This is a genomic window from Paractinoplanes polyasparticus, assembly GCF_019710575.1.
Lineage (GTDB): Bacteria > Actinomycetota > Actinomycetes > Mycobacteriales > Micromonosporaceae > Actinoplanes > Actinoplanes polyasparticus.
In genome coordinates this window covers 404,238-421,556 of record NZ_JAHWFK010000007.1, presented here as the reverse complement: position 1 = coordinate 421,556, position 17,319 = coordinate 404,238, and the positions used below count along the sequence as shown (strand labels likewise).

16 protein-coding genes are annotated in these 17,319 nt (G+C 70.8%); 9 read left to right on the top strand and 7 right to left on the bottom strand.

Annotated elements, in window-relative coordinates:
* Nucleotides 1–18: 18 nt before the first annotated feature.
* The 6 genes from KXC43_RS11335 (at nucleotide 19) to thrS (ending at nucleotide 6,724) form a co-directional block, all read left to right on the top strand.
* Entirely contained in the window at nucleotides 19–1,356 is a 1,338-nt protein-coding gene (locus tag KXC43_RS11335; RefSeq protein WP_221375939.1) for a M16 family metallopeptidase, read from the top strand.
* Nucleotides 1,353–2,699 (top strand): M16 family metallopeptidase, encoded by a 1,347-nt coding sequence (locus KXC43_RS11330; RefSeq protein ID WP_221375938.1) that lies wholly within the window; start codon nucleotides 1,353–1,355, stop codon nucleotides 2,697–2,699. The genes KXC43_RS11335 and KXC43_RS11330 overlap by 4 nt, the downstream gene beginning before the upstream one ends.
* A gap of 53 nt (nucleotides 2,700–2,752) precedes the next feature.
* On the top strand, nucleotides 2,753–3,763 hold the full coding sequence (locus KXC43_RS11325) for an endonuclease/exonuclease/phosphatase family protein (RefSeq protein ID WP_221375937.1): 1,011 nt from the start codon (nucleotides 2,753–2,755) through the stop codon (nucleotides 3,761–3,763).
* A gap of 33 nt (nucleotides 3,764–3,796) precedes the next feature.
* Nucleotides 3,797–4,810: an endonuclease/exonuclease/phosphatase family protein gene (locus KXC43_RS11320; protein ID WP_221375936.1), complete on the top strand. Its 1,014-nt coding sequence runs from the start codon at nucleotides 3,797–3,799 to the stop codon at nucleotides 4,808–4,810.
* Nucleotides 4,807–5,325: a GNAT family N-acetyltransferase gene (locus KXC43_RS11315; protein ID WP_221375935.1), complete on the top strand. Its 519-nt coding sequence runs from the start codon at nucleotides 4,807–4,809 to the stop codon at nucleotides 5,323–5,325. Before KXC43_RS11320 ends, KXC43_RS11315 begins: the two co-directional genes overlap by 4 nt.
* A 208-nt stretch (nucleotides 5,326–5,533) precedes the next feature.
* On the top strand, nucleotides 5,534–6,724 hold the full coding sequence (gene thrS / locus KXC43_RS11310) for a threonine--tRNA ligase (protein WP_221375934.1): 1,191 nt from the start codon (nucleotides 5,534–5,536) through the stop codon (nucleotides 6,722–6,724).
* Here thrS and KXC43_RS11305 read toward each other — a convergent pair.
* The gene (locus KXC43_RS11305) at nucleotides 6,702–7,085 is read right to left on the bottom strand and encodes a RidA family protein (RefSeq protein ID WP_221375933.1); all 384 of its coding nucleotides are present in this window, start codon (nucleotides 7,083–7,085) and stop codon (nucleotides 6,702–6,704) included. The genes thrS and KXC43_RS11305 overlap by 23 nt on opposite strands.
* A gap of 64 nt (nucleotides 7,086–7,149) precedes the next feature.
* Nucleotides 7,150–8,721, bottom strand: coding sequence for a citramalate synthase (gene cimA, locus KXC43_RS11300; protein ID WP_221375932.1), 1,572 nt, complete (start codon nucleotides 8,719–8,721; stop codon nucleotides 7,150–7,152).
* 256 nt (nucleotides 8,722–8,977) lie between these two features.
* Here cimA and KXC43_RS11295 point away from each other — a divergent pair, with 256 nt between their 5' ends.
* On the top strand, nucleotides 8,978–9,718 hold the full coding sequence (locus tag KXC43_RS11295) for a tyrosine-protein phosphatase (protein ID WP_221375931.1): 741 nt from the start codon (nucleotides 8,978–8,980) through the stop codon (nucleotides 9,716–9,718).
* A 62-nt stretch (nucleotides 9,719–9,780) separates the two neighbouring features.
* Complete coding sequence (locus tag KXC43_RS11290) at nucleotides 9,781–10,152, top strand: hypothetical protein (protein ID WP_221375930.1); 372 nt, start codon at nucleotides 9,781–9,783, stop codon at nucleotides 10,150–10,152.
* On the opposite strand, the gene KXC43_RS11285 is transcribed toward KXC43_RS11290, so the two are convergent.
* Both KXC43_RS11285 and KXC43_RS11280 read right to left on the bottom strand, forming a co-directional pair.
* On the bottom strand, nucleotides 10,149–11,246 hold the full coding sequence (locus tag KXC43_RS11285; protein WP_221375929.1) for a branched-chain amino acid aminotransferase: 1,098 nt from the start codon (nucleotides 11,244–11,246) through the stop codon (nucleotides 10,149–10,151). The genes KXC43_RS11290 and KXC43_RS11285 overlap by 4 nt on opposite strands.
* A 194-nt stretch (nucleotides 11,247–11,440) precedes the next feature.
* On the bottom strand, nucleotides 11,441–12,466 hold the full coding sequence (locus KXC43_RS11280) for a 3-isopropylmalate dehydrogenase (RefSeq protein ID WP_221376032.1): 1,026 nt from the start codon (nucleotides 12,464–12,466) through the stop codon (nucleotides 11,441–11,443).
* Between the two features lie 356 nt (nucleotides 12,467–12,822).
* Between KXC43_RS11280 and KXC43_RS11275 the strand changes: the two genes are divergently transcribed.
* On the top strand, nucleotides 12,823–13,185 hold the full coding sequence (locus tag KXC43_RS11275; RefSeq protein ID WP_221375928.1) for a hypothetical protein: 363 nt from the start codon (nucleotides 12,823–12,825) through the stop codon (nucleotides 13,183–13,185).
* A gap of 45 nt (nucleotides 13,186–13,230) precedes the next feature.
* Here the strand turns inward: KXC43_RS11275 and serA are convergent, their stop codons facing one another.
* The 3 genes from serA to ilvC all read right to left on the bottom strand — a co-directional run bounded on the left by serA (nucleotide 13,231) and on the right by ilvC (nucleotide 17,315).
* A complete protein-coding gene (serA, locus tag KXC43_RS11270; protein WP_221375927.1) occupies nucleotides 13,231–14,835 on the bottom strand; it encodes a phosphoglycerate dehydrogenase in 1,605 nt (534 codons plus the stop codon).
* 68 nt (nucleotides 14,836–14,903) lie between these two features.
* Entirely contained in the window at nucleotides 14,904–16,139 is a 1,236-nt protein-coding gene (mpgS, locus tag KXC43_RS11265; RefSeq protein ID WP_221375926.1) for a mannosyl-3-phosphoglycerate synthase, read from the bottom strand.
* Nucleotides 16,140–16,301: 162 nt separating this feature from the next.
* Nucleotides 16,302–17,315: a ketol-acid reductoisomerase gene (gene ilvC / locus KXC43_RS11260; RefSeq protein WP_221375925.1), complete on the bottom strand. Its 1,014-nt coding sequence runs from the start codon at nucleotides 17,313–17,315 to the stop codon at nucleotides 16,302–16,304.
* Between the last annotated feature and the right edge of the window lie 4 nt (nucleotides 17,316–17,319).

Below are 17,319 nucleotides of genomic sequence, written 5' to 3'. Positions count from 1 at the left end.
GCAAGGCACTATGGGTGGGTGACGTCACCCAGCGCGCCGGTCGTCGCGACCGGCTATCCGTGGCCCATCGAAACCACGCGCCTCGACAACGGCCTCCGGGTCGTGGTCAGTGAGGACACGACCGCCCCGGTGGTCTGCGTCAATCTCTGGTACGACGTCGGCTCGCGCCACGAACCCGCCGGGCAGACCGGCTTCGCCCACCTCTTCGAGCATCTGATGTTCGAGGGCTCCCAGCACGTGGCCAAGACCGAGCACATGCGGCTCGTGCAGGGCAACGGCGGCTCACTCAACGCGACCACCAACCCCGACCGCACCAACTACTTCGAGACCATGCCGGCCGAACATCTGGAGCTGGCCCTGTGGCTCGAGGCCGACCGGATGGGCGGCCTGGTGCCGGCGCTCACCCAGGAGACGCTCGACAACCAGCGCGAAGTGGTGAAGAACGAGCGGCGTCAGCGATACGAGAACGTGCCCTACGGCGACGCCTGGCTGCGCCTGCTGGCCCTGCTCTATCCCGAGGGCCACCCCTACCACCACGCCACCATCGGCTCGATGGAAGACCTGAACGCCGCCTCCCTCGACACGTTCAAGGCCTTCCACCAGCAGTACTACGCGCCGAACAACGCCGTGCTGACCGTCGCCGGCGACGCGTCACCGGCCGAGGTGTTCGCGCTCGCCGAGAAATACTTCGGCCTGCTCGAGCCGGTGGCCTCGATCCCGCCCGCGCCCAGCCCTCATCTGCCCGGCCCGGCCACCTCGCCCGCCCGCGAGACGGTCACCGCGGCCGTCCCGGCGCCCCGGCTCTATCTGGCCCACCGCACCCACCAGTTCGGCACCGCCGGCTACGACGCGATCACCGTACTCGCCGCGGTGCTCGGCGACGGGCGGGGCAGCCGGCTCTACCAGCGGCTGGCCGACGGCGCCCGGATCGCCCAGCCCGACTACATCGGCTCGTACGGCGTCGATCTGGCCCACGCGCCGGCCCCGCTGATCATCACGGCGACGGCCAAGGACGGTGTCTCGGTCGAGACCCTGGAAGAGGGGCTGTCCGAGGTCATCGGCAGCCTCGTCACCGAACCGGTCACGCCGGAAGAGCTGTCCCGGGCCAAGGCGCTGCTGACCACCGCGTGGTGGCGGCAGGTGTCCACCGTGGGCGGCCGAGCCGACACGCTCAGCCGCTACGCCACCCAGTTCGGCGACGCTGCCTCCGCCGGCTACCGCCTGCCCCAGTGGCTCGCGGTCACCGCCGACGACGTCACCGAAGCCGCTGCGTACGCGCTCCAGCCCGAGTCCCGGGTGACGCTGACCTACCTGCCCGAGGCCGCCGAGACCGAGTCGAACGGGGAATCCGCATGACGCTCATCGCCACCCGCCCCGATCCGGGCCAGGCCCGCCCCTACACGTTCCCCGACCTGCAGCGGGTCACCGTGGCCGGCGGCACCGTCATCGGCGCCCACCTGCCCGGCCAGGCGCTGGCCAGCGCCATGCTGCTGCTCGACGCCGGCGCTGCCCGCGAGTCGGCCGGCCGCGAGGGCACGGCCACCGTGCTGGCCAAGTCGCTGGAGGAGGGCACGGCCGAGCGCGACTCGGCCGCGTACGCCATCGCCCTCGAGAGCCTCGGCGCCGAGTTCTCGCCGGGCGTCGACTGGGACACGTTCCGGGTCGGCGTCTCGGCGCCCGTCCCGCAACTGCTCGACGCCGTCCGGCTGGCCGCCGAGGCGGTGCGCACACCCCGGCTCGACCCGGCCGACGTCAACCGGGTGCGTGACGACGAGGTGACCGCGCTGCGCATGGACTGGGCCCAGCCCGGCCCGCGAGCCGACGCCGCCCTGCGGGCCGACCTGTTCGGCGCGGCCGAGCGCTTCGGCCGCCCGATGCACGGCGACCCGGCCTCGGTGGCCGCCGTCGAGGTCGGCGACGTGCTCGCCTTCCACCAGGCCTGGCTGCGCCGGCCGGGCGTGCTGCTGGTCGCGGGCGACCTCGCCACCCTCGACCTCGAGGCGCTGGGCGAGGCCGCCTTCGCCGGCACCGGGGGCGAGCCGCTGGCCCCCGAGCCGCCGCTGGGGGTCCCGGTGCGGGCGGAACGCCGGATCATCCTGGTCGACCGGCCCGGCTCGGTGCAGTCGACGCTGCGCATCGGTCACCGCGCGCCCGAGCGGGCCACACCCGACTTCGTGGCCATGACGCTGGCCGCGACGGTGCTCGGCGGCGCCTTCACGTCCCGCCTCAACCATCTGATCCGCGAGGTCAAGGGCTACTCGTACGGCATCCGGGGCGCGTACGCGATGAGCCGCCGCTTCGGCCGGTTCGAGGTGGCCGCGGGCGTGCAGACCGCCGTGACGGTGCCCGCGATCGTCGACACGCTCGGCGAGATCGCCCGCACCGAGCAGACCGGCGTCACCGAGGACGAGCTGGCGGTCGCCCGATCGTGGCGGGCCGGTCAGCTCTCGGTCGAGATGCAGACGCCGGGCTCGATCGTGGGCGCGCTGAGCACGCTGGTCGTGCACGGCCTGCCCGACGACTACTACGCGACGCTGCGCCGGCAATACCTGGAGACCACGCTGGCCGAGGTGTCCGCCGCGGCCCGCGCCCACCTGCGGCCGAACGGGCTGACCCTGGTCATCGAGGGCGACGCCGCGGTCATCCGCGACGAGCTGGTGGCGGCCGACCTGGGTGAAGTGGTCGACTCGGAGATCTGAATCACGGCGATCTTCACAGAGAGCGGCAAGGTGGGACCGATAGCTTTGCCGCCATGACGATCACCACGACGCCGTCCGAGGTCCGGCCGGGCCGGCGGGTGAGGCGCACCGCGCTTCTTCTGCTGCTGACCCTGCCGGGCCTCGCGTGGGCGGCGGTCCGGCTGCTGGGCTGGGAACAGGGCCCGCTGGTGCAGCTGATGGCCTTCACCCCGTACGCGGCGGTGTGGTCGCTCGTGCCCCTACTGGCCGCCCTGGTGAGCCGCAAGTGGCTGGTCGCGGCCCTCGCGGCCGTGGCCGGCGTGATGTTCGCCGCCGCCGTGCTGCCCCGGGCCTTACCCGACCGCGACATGGGGCCGGTGACGGGCGTTCCGGTGACCGTCATGACCGTCAACATGTTCATCGGCGCGGCCGACCCGGCGGCGGTGGTGCGGCTGGTGCGCGAGAACGACGTCGCGATCCTGGCCGTGCAGGAGTTCACGCCCGAGTCGGCGGCCGGGTTGCGGGCGGCCGGCATCGACGCGCTGCTCCCCCATCACGCGCTGGCCGACGAGATCGCCACCACCGGGTCGGGGCTCTACTCCCGGTTCCCGATGACGGGTCAGGCGTCGCGGCGCGGCGACGGCGGCGGCCTCCAGGACGGCAACCTGCAGGCGTACGCGACGATCCAGGCGCCCGGGGCGGGCCCGGTCTTCGTCGAGTCGGCCCACCCGCTGGCGCCGTACACGCTGCGGGCCGAGGACGCCTGGCGCGGTGACCTCGAGTCGATGCCCCGCCCCGATCAGGGCGGCGTGCCCCGGATGCTGCTCGGCGACTTCAACTCCACCCTCGATCACCAGCCGCTGCGCGAGCTGATCGGGCACGGCTACCGCGACGCCGCCGCGGCGACCGGCAAGGGCCTGACCGGCACCTGGGGTCCGTACGCAGGCCTGCCGATCCCGCCCGTGACGCTCGACCACGTGCTGGTCGACAAGCGCATCGGCGTACGGGACAGCGAGGTGCACAGCGTGGCCGGCAGCGACCACCGGGCCGTTGTCGCGACAGTCACGCTTCCGTCCGCGTCATAGTGGGAATGGCGTGGGGTCGCTAGCCTCGCCGCCATGACGATCATCAGCGCGCCGAGCGCCGGTCGCGAGGACGGCCGCCCCCGACGACGACGAAAGGCCGCGCTGACTGTGCTGTTCTGGCTGTTCATCCTGCCGTTCCTGGTCTGGGCGGCGATCCGCCTCGGTGGCTGGGAACGGGGCCTGCTGGTCCAGTTGTTCGCTTTCACGCCGTACGTCGCGGCGGCCGCCTGGGCGCCGGCGATCCTGGCCCTGGCCACCCGCCGGTGGACCGTGGGCGCGGTGGCCGTGGTGGTCGCCATCCTGCTGGCCTCGGCTGTGCTGCCCCGCGCGATCCCGAGCCGCGACCAGGGCCCGGAACTCGGCGTGCAGCTCAACGTCATGACCTCGAACATGCTGTTCGGGGGCGCCGACGCGGCCGTCATCGTCAAGCTGGTCAGCGAGCACGACATCGACGTGCTGGCCGTGCAGGAGTTCACGACCGAGGGCAAAGAGGCGCTGGCCCAGGCCGGGCTGGGCGCGTTGCTGCCGTACTCGTCCCTCGCCGACGAGCCGAAGGCCGACGGCTCCGGGCTCTACTCGCGCCACCCGATCACGTCGCCCGGGGCGGAGCGCAACGGCGGCGGCTTCATGCAGGCGTACGCGACCGTCGAGGTGCCCGGGGCCGGGCCGGTCGTCGTGGAATCGGCGCACCCGCTGGCCCCGTACGCCCGCTCGGTGCTGCGCCAGTGGCGCAAGGATCTGCTGGCCGAGCCGCGCGCCGACCAGGGCGGGACGCCACGCATCCTGCTCGGCGACTTCAACGCCACGCTCGACCACGCACCGATGCGCGAGCTGATCTCGCGCGGCTACCGCGACGCCGCCGACGCGACCGGCAAGGGCCTGATCGGCACCTGGGGTCCGTACGACGGCGACGCGATCCCGCCCGTGACGATCGACCACGTGCTGGTGGACGAGCGGATCGGCGTACGGGAGGTCAGCGTGCACCCGATCCCCCGCAGCGACCACCGCGCGATCATCGCCGGCCTGACCGTCCCGGCCGCCGGATGACGGTCACCACTCGCCTGCTGACCGTCGGCGATGCGGCCGAGATGGCCGGGCAGCTGCGGGCCAACCGCGAATTCCTGGCCCCCTGGGAACCCGACCGCTCCGACGAGTACTTCACCGAGGCGGGCCAGCGGCGCGTGCTGACCGACCTGCTGCGGCACCACGAAGCCGGCTCCGCGTTGCCGCACGCGATCGTCGAGGGCGGCCGCATCCTCGGCCGGATAGCGCTCACGAACATCGCCCGCGGACCGTTTCTGTCGGCCTCGCTCGGCTACTGGGTGGCCCAAGAGGCGAACGGGCGGGGCGTGGCCACCGCGGCGGTCGCCCGGATCGTGGATCTGGCGTTCGGCGAGCTCGGCCTGCACCGGGTCGAGGCGGGCACGCTCGTCCACAACACGGGCTCCCAGCGGGTCCTCGAGAACAACAAGTTCCACCGGTACGGTCTGGCGCCGCGCTACCTGTGGATAGCCGGCGCCTGGCGCGACCACGTGCTCTTCCAGCGCCTCGCCGACGACTGAACCGCCCCCGGTTAAATCGGATGCCGGTACGAGCAGGGCGGCCTACCCTTGCATTCCATGAGCTTCAGTCAGCTGTGCACGACGACGCCGGGCCTTCCCGGCGTGCGTTCGCGCTGACCTGACCACAGCGCAGAAACGGCCCCGGGCGGGATGCCCGGGGCCGTTCCGTGTGCCCGGACGTCTCGTCCCCATTTTCAGGGAGACTCCGATGCACATCGACCACCGCAAACTCGGGCGCGAGCTCGACCTCTTCGACTCCGACCCGCTGATCGGGGCCGGGCTGCCGTTCTGGCTGCCCGGCGGCGCCGCGGCCCGGCACGCGGTCGAGTCCTACCTCCACGATCTCGAGCGCCGCCACGGGTATCAGCACGTGTATTCGCCGGCGCTCGGCAAACGGCAGCTCTTCGAGTTGTCGGGACACTGGCGCAATTTCGCCGAGGACATGTTCCCGCCGATGCCGATGGGCGGGGACGAACTGGTGCTGCGGCCCAGCATCTGCCCGCACCACGCGCTCATCTACAAGTCGCGCGGGCGCTCGTACCGCGAGCTGCCGTTGCGCCTGGCCGAGCTGGGGCCGATGTTCCGCTCCGAGCGGTCGGGGGTGCTCGGCGGCTTGTCGCGGGTGCGGGCCATCCAGCTCAACGACGCCCACATCTTCTGCGCCGAGTCGCAGGCCGGCGCGGAGGTCGCCGAGGTGCTGCGGCTCATGCGGGAAGCGCATCGGGCGCTCGGCATCGAACCCTCGTCCTACCAGCTCTCGCTACGGGGCGAGGGGCAGAAGTACGGCGGGTCCGACGAGAGCTGGCAGAAGGCGGAGCGACTGCTGCGCGAGGCCCTGGACGGCTTCGAGTTTGTCGAGGCGCCGGGCGAAGCAGCCTTCTACGGGCCCAAGATCGATGTACAGATGGCCGATCCGGCCGGACGCGAGTGGACCCTGGCCACCATCCAGATCGACTACCACCAGCCGGCCGCGTTCGAGCTGGAGTACGCCGACGCGTCCGGCGGCCGGTCGCGCCCGGTGATGATCCACCGCAGCCTGGCCGGGTCGATGGAGCGGTTGTTCGCGCATCTGATCGAGGTGCACGAGGGCGCCTTCCCGCTCTGGTACGCCCCGGTGCAGCTCGCCGTGCTGCCGGTCTCGGAGTCGCAGGACGGGGCGGCGGACGCGCTGGCACGGGCCGCGATCGAGGCCGGGCTCCGGATCGAGGTGCTGCGCGAGGGCTCGATCGGCGCCCGCATCCGGTCGGCCGCCGAGCGCCGGATTCCGTACGCCGGAATGATCGGCCGCCGCGAGGCGCCGGACGGTCTGGTCGCCCTGCGGCATCGCGACGGCCGCCGGCTGGAGCCGATGCCGGTCGCCGTGGCCGTCGCGATGCTCAGCGACGAGGCGAAACCCTAGCGTCGACCTCGATCTCGATGCGCATCCGTGGGTCGGCCAGGCCGCACACCATCATGGTGGCGGCCGGGCGGACCTCGCCGAAGGCCCGGCGCAGCACGGGCCAGCACGGCTCGAAGTCGGCGCGGTCGGGCAGCAGGTAACGCACCCGCACGACGTCGGCCAGGGTGCAGCCGGCCTCGTGCAGGGCCGCCTCGATGTTGCGCAGGCACTGCTCGGCCTGCTCGACCACGCCCTCGGGGATGGTCATCGCCGAGTAGTCGAAGCCGGTGGTGCCGGAGACGTACACCTGGTCTCCGGCCACCACCGCCCGGGCGTACCCGATCTGGTCCTCGAAGGTGGAGCCGCTGAAGATCCGGGTCACGCTGTGCCGTCCAGGTCGTGGCCTTCTGGCCCTACGTCCGCTCCGCTCGCTCCGGTGCAGTCGGTCACTCCGCGAGGCCGTAGGTCAGCGCGTCGACCAGGGCTACCCAGCTGGCCTCGACGATGTTCTCGTGCACGCCGACCGTGGTCCAGTCGCGCTCGCCGTCGCCGGTCTCGAGCAGCACGCGGGTGATCGCGTTGGTGCCGTGGCTGCCTTCGAGGATGCGCACCTTGAAGTCGGTCAGCTCGAAGTTCTTCAGCTGCGGGTAGTGCTGGGTCAGGGCGGTGCGCAGGGCCTCGTCGAGCGCGTTGACCGGCCCGTTGCCCTCGGCCGTGGCGATGACCCTCTCCCCGCGTACGCGGACCTTGACCGTCGCCTCGGAGACGACCGCGCCGTCCTCACGGTGCTCGACCTGCACGCGGTACGACTCGAGGCTGAACGGGCGGGCCAGCTTGCCGTCGAGCAGCTGGTCCCGCACCAGCAGCTCGAACGAGGCGTCGGCGGCCTCGAACGACCAGCCGTCGGCCTCCAGGTCCTTGACCCGCTGGGTGACCGTGCTGAGCGTGTCCGGATGGCCGGCCAGGTCGATCCCGAGCTCGCGGCTCTTGAGCTCGATGCTGGCCCGGCCGGCCATCTCGGTCACCAGGATCCGCATGTCGTTGCCTACCACCGACGGGTCGACGTGGTTGTAGAGCAGCGGATCCACCTTGATCGCGCTCGCGTGCAACCCCGCCTTGTGGGCGAAGGCAGCGGCCCCGACGTAGGCCTGGTGGGTGTCGGGGGCGATGTTGGCGATCTCGGCGAGCGCGGTCGACACCCGCGTCGCCTTCTCCAGGCAGCCCTCCGGTAGGAGAGGCAGCCCGAGCTTGAGTTGCAGGTTGCTGACGACGGCGAACAGGTCGGCGTTGCCGGGCCGCTCGCCGTAGCCGTTGGCGGTGCACTGGAAGTGTTTGACCCCCGCCTCGACGGCGGCGATCGTGTTGGCCACGGCGCACGAGGTGTCGTTCTGGCAGTGGATGCCGAGCTGGTCGGCGGGGACGCCGGTGCGCTCGACGACCTCGTTGACCGCCTTCGTGATCATCGAGGGGAGCATGCCGCCGTTGGTGTCGCACATGACCACCCGCTCGGCGCCGGCGTCGATCGCGGTCTTGACCACCGAGGCCGTGTACGCGGGGTCGTAGCGGAACCCGTCGAAGAAGTGCTCGCAGTCGACGAAGGCCCGGCGGCCGTTGGCGACCAGGTGCCGCACGGTGTCGCGGACCATGGCCAGGTTCTCGTCGCCGGTGGTGCGCAGCGCCCGCTCGACGTGCCGGATGTCGCTCTTGGCGACCACGCAGACGACCGGCGTCCCGGCGTCGAGCAGGGCCTGCACCTGCGGGTCGGTGGCTACGTCGACGCCGGCCTTGCGGGTGGCGCCGAACGCGACCAGCACCGCGTTCTTCAGGTCGAGCTCGGTGCGGGCCCGCGCGAAGAACTCGGTGTCCTTGGGCATCGCGCCGGGCCACCCGCCCTCGATGAAGCCCACGCCGAACTCGTCCAGCAGCTTCGCGACCGCCAGCTTGTCGGCGACCGAGTAGCTGATCCCCTCCCGCTGCCCGCCGTCGCGAAGCGTGGTGTCGAAGACCTGGTACTCCATGGCGCGTCCCTTCAAGAAGTTTTGACCCAACAAAAAGACCCCCCGCGGATGCGGGAGGTCTGCGCGTCGGCGTGGAGTCAGCCGGCGCGCTAGGTGCGAATAATCAGCACGGAGTGGGTCACGTTCCGAAGTGTGCCACGCGCTCGGCGGTTTGAGACCAGGAATCCACTAGCTGGGATGCGATCCCCCGATCGGGGTGCCCGCCGGGAAAGATCACGTCACAGCGGAAATCGACCCGGACGGTTACGTTGGCTGCGTGGCTGTCGAACAACATCCCCGGAATCTCGGTTTCTCGGCTACCTACAACTTCCGTGACGTCGGCGGCTACAGCGGCCTCGACGGCCGCACGGTCCGCTGGCGGCGGGTCTTCCGCGCCGACGCGCTGCACCGGCTGGGCGAGGCTGACGCATCCGCTTTCCGGGCCCTGGGCGTGCGCACGGTGATCGACCTGCGCCGTCCGCATGAGATCGAGAAGTACGGGCGGGTGGCCGAGCATTACGGCCTCGACTACCGCAACCTCGTGCTGAATCACGTCGACTGGGAGGAGGTCGGCCACTCCGACGACGTGGTGCACGAGCGCTGGCTGGCCGACCGCTACCTCAACTTCGCCGAGGACGGCCGGGCGGCGATCCTGGCCTCGCTGCGCATCATCGCCGACCCCGATCAGGCGCCGGTCATCGTGCACTGCATGGCCGGCAAGGACCGCACGGGCACGGTCTGCGCCCTGACGCTGGCCCTGCTCGGGGTGTCCGACCAGGACATCGCGGCCGACTACGCCCTGACCACCAACGCCATGGCCCCGCTGACCGCCCACCTGCTCGAGAAGCACCCGTCGGCCGTGCTGGGCAAGCAGCACATGTGGGACTCCCCGCCCGCCGCCATGCTGACGTTCCTCGACGACCTGCGCGCCCGGCACGGCTCGATCGACGATTACGCCCGCGAGATCGGCCTCACCGACGCCGAGATCGCCACGATGCGGGGTCACCTGCTGGAGTGACCCCAGTCGGCCATCCGTCAGCCGGTTCCGGGTGGGCCCATGCAGACTGCATGCTGGAGCTCATGCAGATGCTGATCGGGATTGCTGAGGGCGGGGCCGACGCGGAGCGGCTCGACTACCTGATCCACGGCGTCCGCTCGGAGCTGTTGCAGCTCGAGGTGGACGCCGTGGAACCGGTACGGGCCGGTGTGCCGCCGCCCGGCTCGGCGGCGGTCGACGTGGCCGCCATGGGCGCGCTCCTGGTGTCGCTCGGCGGGTCGGCCGAGTCGCTGACCCAGATGATGACCGCGCTGCGCTCGTGGGTGGGTCGCACCCCGGCGGCGCGCATGATCGAGATGACCGTGGGCGACCGCACCTTGCGGCTCTCGGACGCGTCGCTCGCCCAGCAGGACAGGATGATCGACGAGTTCGTGACGGCCATCCGCGAGGGTTAGAGCACGCGGTGAACCCAGCCGAACGGGTCGTCGGCGCGGCCACGCTGGATGTCGACCAACTGCTTGCGCAGCTCGGCCGTGACCTCGCCGGTGCCGCCGTCGGCGATGACGAACTCGTCGGCGGCGCTCCTGACCTTGCCGATCGGGGTGATGACGGCCGCGGTGCCGCAGGCGAAAGCCTCGCGGATGCGGCCGGACGCGGACCCGGTGCGCCACTCGTCGAGGCTCACCGGACGCTCTTCGACCTTGCGGCCGGCCCGCTCGGCCAGCTTGATCACCGAGTCGCGGGTGATGCCGGGCAGGATCGTGCCGGTCAGCGGCGGTGTCACCAGGCTGCCGTCGTCGAGCACGAAGAACACGTTCATGCCGCCGAGTTCGTCGATGTACTTGCGCTCGATCGCGTCGAGGTAGACGACCTGGTCGCAGCCGTTCTCGATCGCCTCGGCCTGCGCCGACAGACCGGCCGCGTAGTTGCCGCCGCACTTGGCCGCGCCGGTGCCGCCGGGTGCGGCCCGCGTGTAGTCGGGGGTGACCCACACCGAGACCGGCTTGACGCCGCCCGAGAAGTACGGCCCGACCGGGGACGCGATGACCAGGTAGAGGTATTCCATCGAGGGCCGCACGCCCAGGAAGACCTCGCTCGCGTACGCGAAGGGACGCAGGTAGAGGCTGCCCTCGTCGCTCGTCGGGAGCCAGGACCGGTCGATCTCGATGATCTCGTGCAGCGACTGCAGGAACATCTCGACCGGCAACGGCGGCATGGCCATCCGCTGCGCCGACTGGGCGAACCGGGCCGCGTTGGCGTCCGGGCGGAACATCGCGACGCCGCCGTCGGGCAGCGTGTAGGCCTTCAGACCCTCGAAGATCTCTTGCGCGTAGTGCAGCACGGCCGACGCCGGGTCCATCGGGATCGGCGCACGTGCCTCGACGCGAGGCTCGTACCAGCCCTTACCGTCGGCGTACCGGATCGTGACCATGTGGTCGGTGAAGATGCGGCCGAAGCCGGGGTTGGCCAGCAGAGCTGCGCGCTCCGCGTCGCCCACGGGTGCCGGGTTCGGACGGATCTCGAACTCGAGGTTGTCACCACCGCTCATGACAAGTGGACCTGCTTTCTGACAAGACGAATGAGGGCATGCGGAAGCACCCGTAGTGCTTCATGAACTTACCCGAACGGTCGTTCAATCCCCAGACCGAACCGGGTGGAGGGCCCGTGTCGACGTGGGGCCGGGCTGCGCCGCAGCCCGTCTCTCACTTCGACGACGACCCTGACGGCCCCCGACGCTGTTGTTTACAGCGCGGCGGCGATGCGGTCGCCGACTTCGGCGGTACGCAGCGGCGCGCCCGTCGTGCGGGACGCGACCTCGGCCGCGACCGCCTCGGATACTCGGCGGGCCTCGTCGTGGTGGCCCAGGTGCTCGAGCAGCAGCGAAGCGGAAAGGATGGCGGCCGCCGGGTCGGCGATGCCCTGACCGGCGATGTCGGGCGCGGAGCCGTGCACCGGCTCGAACGTCGACGGGTATTTGCGCTCCGGGTTGACGGAGCCGCTGGCCGCCATGCCGATGCCGCCGGTAACGGCAGCGGCGATGTCGGTGAGGATGTCACCGAAGAGGTTGTCGGTCACGACCACGTCGTACCGCTGGGGGTTGCTGACCATGAACATGCTGGCCGCGTCGATGTGCTGGTATTCCGTCGTGACCTCGGGGAACTCGGCCGCGACGGCGGCGAACGTGCGCGCCCACAGGCCGCCGGCCTTGGTCAGCACGTTCGTCTTGTGCACCATCGTCAGATGACGGCGGTCGCGGCGCTGGGCCCGGGCGAACGCGTCGCGGATGACCCGCTCGACGCCGTGCCGGGTGTTCAGGCTCTCTTCCGTCGCGATCTCGGCGGGGGTGTCCTTGTGCAGGACGCCGCCGGCGCCGACGTAGAGACCCTCGACGCCCTCGCGCACCACGACCATGTCGATCTCGCCGGGCTTGACGCCGGCGAGCGGGCTGGTGGTGCCGGGCCAGAGCTTCGAGGGGCGCAGGTTCACGTACTGGTCGAAGTCGAACCGCAGCTTGAGCAGCAGCCCCCGCTCGAGGACGCCCGGCGGAACGCTGGGGTCGCCGATGGCGCCGAGCAGGATGGCGTCGTGGCGGGCCAGTTCGTCCTGAATGGCCTGGGGCAGCACCTCGCCGGTGCGGTTGTAGAAGCGGGCGCCGAGGTCGTAGTCGTTGAACTCGGAATCCGGGAGGACTGCCTCGATCACCTTTTGAGCCTGCGCGGTCACCTCGGTACCGATGCCGTCGCCGGCCACCACCGCGATACGCGCCACGCCCACGTCAAGCTCCTCAAGTCAGATCCGACGGAACGACACTAGCGCTTCGGTCCCGATCTTCGGTACAGCGGTCCCACCTAGTGAACGTTAAGTTCGGCGGCCGCGGCTTGGTTGACGCGAACAGCCCCCGGGACCGCGGCAAACGGTCACGGGGGCTGTTGCGACGAAGACGCGTGGCTCGGTCCCGCCGGAATACTTCGCCCGCCCGGACGAAGGCAGACTCGTCACCCGAAGAAGAGCCCACCGGCTGTCCGCGCGGCGGGGACAACGCTAGCGATGCGGACTAAAGACGCGCAAGACACATCCCCCGCGTGTCGGCGCGGATGTTCCGGCTCACATGGCACCATGCGCCGGTGAGTTTCGACCTCGTGGTGTGGGCCATGGACAAGACGGACCGGCCGGACACCGTGCGGGCCGCCAACGCGCGGTGCGCCCGCGGTGAGCACCCGCAGCGCCCGGCCGATCCGCGCGTCGTCGCCTTCTATGACGCCCTGACCAGCGACTATCCCGACCGTGGCCCGCGCGCCACGGCCCCCGGCTCGCCCTGGGCGCACGCCCCGCTGCACGCCGCGGCCGACCACATCCAGATGCGGCTCGACGAGAACTGCCCGGACGAGGTGCTCGAGACGATCGAGCGGCTGGCCGGCGAGCTCAACCTCGACCTGCTCGACCTGCAGGACGGAACGGTGTACCCGCCGCCCGTCAAGGCCCGCTGATCCGCAGGTCGGCGACGCTGCCTCTACCGATCTGCCTGCCGACGATCAAGGCCCGCTGATCCGCAGGTCGGCGACGCTGCCTCTTTCGGCGCCGATCGCGGCGGCAGCGGTCGAGAGCAGGTCGGCGCCGATCGAGGAGTCGACGGTGAGGGTCATCAGCGCCTCGCCACCGGCCTCGCGCCGGGCCACCTGCATGGCGGCGATGTTGACACCGGCCTCGCCCAGCACGGTGCCGATGGCGCCGACGACGCCCGGCCGGTCGCTGTAGCGGAAGAACAGCAGCACCCCGTCGGCGTTGAGATCGAGGTCGAAGTCGTCGAGGCCGGTCAGCTTGGCCGTCTCGCGGGCGCCGTGCACGGCCACCGTGCCGGCCACGCTCACCGACCGGCCGTCGGGCAGAGCCCCGCGCACGGTCACCAGGTTGTGGTGCTCGATCGGCTCGTCGCTGACCACCAGGTCGACCTCGACCCCGCGGTCGGCCGCCAGCTGAGGGGCGTTGACGTACGTGACCCGCTCGTCGACCACCGAGGCGAAGAGCCCCTTGGTGGTGGCCAGCCGCAGCACACCGACGTCGTGCGAGACGATCTCGCCGCGCACCTCGACCGCGACGTTCGCCGCCACGTGCCCGGCCACCGCGGTGAACACCTTGCCCAGCTTCTCGGCCAGCGTCAGCAGCGGTCGCACGTCCTCGTCGACCACGCCGCCGGCCTGCACGTTGACCGCGTCCGGCACGAACTCGCCGTCGAGCGCCAGCTTGACGCTGCGGGCCACCGAGAGACCCGCCTTGTCCTGCGCCTCGGCTGTGGACGCGCCGAGATGCGGGGTCACCACGACGTTGTCGAAGTCGAACAGCGGCGACTGGGTCATCGGCTCGGTGACGTACACGTCGAGCCCGGCGCCGGCCACCCGTCCCTCGCGCAGGGCCACGGCCAGCGCCGCCTCGTCGATCAGTCCGCCACGAGCCGCGTTGACGATGCGCACACCGGGCCGGACCAGCCCCAGCTCCTTCTCGCCGATCAGGCCCACCGTCTCGGGCGTACGCGGAAGGTGAACCGAGATGAAGTCGGATTCCCGCAGCAGCTCCTCCAGGCCCACCAGGCGTACGCCCAGCTGAGCCGCCCGCGCGGGCTGCACGTACGGGTCGTACGCGATCAGCCGGGTGCCGAAGGCGGCCATGCGCTGGGCGAACAGCACGCCGATGCGGCCCAGCCCGACCACGCCGACCGTCTTGCCCTGCACCTCGACGCCGACGAAGCGCGAGCGCTGCCACCGGCCGCCCTTGAGCGACGCCGAGGCCGTCGCCGTGTGCCGGGCCACCGCCAGCAGCAACGCGATCGCCTGCTCGGCGGCCGACACGATGTTGCTGGTCGGCGCGTTGACCACCAGGACACCGCGGGCGGTCGCGGCGGCGATGTCGACGTTGTCGAGACCCACGCCGGCCCGGGCCACCACCCGCAGGCCCGACCCGGCCGTCAGCACCTCGGCGTCGACCAGGGTGGCGCTGCGCACGATCAGCGCGTCGGCCTCGGCCACCTGGGCCAGCAGCGCCGGGCGGTCGGTGCCGTCGACCTGGCGGACGTCGTAGTCGCCGGCGAGAACGTCGATGGCGGAAGGGGCGAGCTCCTCGGCGATCAGGACGACAGACGGCACGCGGCACCCTCCCGGGATCGCTAGGGATCGATGCGATCGTATGCGTCCCCGGGGTCGGCGTCACTCCCTCAGCGAGTCGGGATCGTCGCCCGGTCGATGGGTGGCGCCGGCGGCTGACCGGCCAGCGCGAGCCCGTCGGGCTGCCGGAAGCTGAGCGCCTCGGCGTCGAGCGCGTCGTACAGCAGGTCGAGGTCGAGCGTGCCGACCGGCGGATAGACCCGTTCGCGCGGCGGCTCCTGGCCCACCTCGAGCGCGCCCTGCTGCACCATGAACTCGACGATCGCCTGCCGCACCGCGGGCAGCGTCACCGGCGAGTGGTAGAGGACGTTGAGGGCCTGCATCCGCATGCCCTGCACGTGTTCCTCACCCTTGTTGTCGTGGAAGTGCGGGTTGCGGGTCTCGATCTGCAGCACCGGCACCGAGCTGGCCATCACCTCGGGGTCGGTGCTTTCGAGGACGCCGCCGAACTGCTCGAACAGGTCCATGTACTCGTACGGCTCGACCGCGAACCCGCCGGCCAGGCGCAGCTTGAGGCCCAGGTCGAGGGTCATCGCGTGCTCGCCGGCGTTGCCGGTGGCGATCACCTCGGTGCCGAAGTCGGAGTACTCGGCCAGGAAGCGGTTGAGCCACTCGTTGGTGATCTGCGAGCTGCGGCCCTTGCGGCTGAAGAAGAGCCGGTTGTCACGCAGCTTGGGCTTCGAGTGCCACGAGATGCGGACCATGGAGTACGGCGAGCCGGCCAGGTGCAGCCCGGCCGCGTAGACCTTGCAGTATTCGTGGACGGAGCCGGGCACGTAGTTGTCGGCGTCCACGTAGCCGATGTAGCGACGGCCGGTCATCGCGGCCAGCGCCATGCCGATCAGCATGGCCTCGCCCTTGCCGCTGCGGACCAGGCCGGCGTCGTCGATCAGGTCGGGCATGCCGGCCGCCTTGAACGCGGCCGCGACACCGGGGTCCTTCTGATGCACGGTGATCGCGGAACGCCCGGCCAGCCGGCAGAACTGCTCGACGGTCTGCGCCTCGATCTCGTAGCGGTCGACCGGATTGCGGTCGCTGTTCGACACCAGCACGATGAGGCAGTCGTGCGGAATCCCCGAAAGAACGCCCTCGATGACGGTCCGTGTCTCATTCATACACGGAACGACAATGACCATTTGCGATTCGATGTCATGCAGCGCCTCGGCCGGCACGACCCGGCTGCCGGCCCCGGCGGACAGGCCGGAGTCCAGCTCGATCACCCGCTGAAGTTCATGAATCCGAACCGCACCGAAGCGCTCGCTCCGGAAGGAATCAGCCAGTCGCATCTCGCGAAGATACCTGCCGGACGCCAGTGGCAAGCACCCGAACAGCGCACAATTCCATTTCGGAAACGCCCCAGGTAAATGGCACGTAACGCCAATGTTTCCGAATAGCACTCGGCCCGCTTTTCCCGCCGTGGAAGCCGGGGAAAGCGGGCCGGGAGAAAATCACGCAGTTTCGGTGATCGGGCGGTCGACCCAGCTCATCATGTCGCGCAGCTTGCGGCCGGTGACCTCGATCGGGTGCTGGGCGCCCTGCTCGCGGTACTTGGCCAGCAGCGGGCCGCCGTTGTCGTCGTCCTCGATCAGCTGGCGGGTGAACTCGCCGGACTGGATGTCGGCCAGGATCCGCTTCATCTCGGCCTTGGTCTCGGCGTTGATGACCCGCGGGCCGCTGACGTAGTCACCGAACTCGGCGGTGTCCGACACGCTGTAGCGCATGCGGGAGATGCCGCCCTCGTACATCAGGTCGACGATCAGCTTGAGCTCGTGGAGGCACTCGAAGTACGCGATCTCGGGGGCGTAGCCCGCCTCGGTGAGCACCTCGAAACCGGTCTGCACGAGCGCCGCGGTGCCGCCGCAGAGCACGGCCTGCTCGCCGAACAGGTCGGTCTCGGTCTCCTCCTTGAAGGTGGTCTTGATGACGCCGGCCCGGGCGCCACCGATCGCCTTCGCGTACGAGAGGGCGAGCGCGAGGCCCTCGCCGGTCGGGTCCTGCTCGACGGCGACCAGACACGGGACGCCCTTGCCGTCCACGTACTGACGGCGCACGAGGTGACCCGGGCCCTTCGGGGCCACCATGGCCACGGTCACGTCGGCCGGCGGCTTGATGAGCTCGAACCGGATGTTGAGGCCGTGGCCGAAGAAGAGGGCCTTGCCCGCCGTCAGGTTGGGCGCGATCGACTCGTTGTAGATCTTGCGCTGGGCGGTGTCCGGCGCCAGCAGCATGATCACGTCGGCCCAGGCCGACGCCTCGGCCGGGGTCTTGACCTCGAGGCCCTGCTCCTCGGCCTTGGCCCGGCTCTTCGAGCCCTCCTTCAGGCCCACGACCACCTCGACGCCCGAGTCACGCAGCGACAGCGAGTGCGCGTGACCCTGGCTGCCGTACCCGATCACGGCGACCTTCTTGCCCTGGATGATGCTCAGGTCGGCGTCGTCGTCGTAGAAAACTTCCGCGGTCATTACG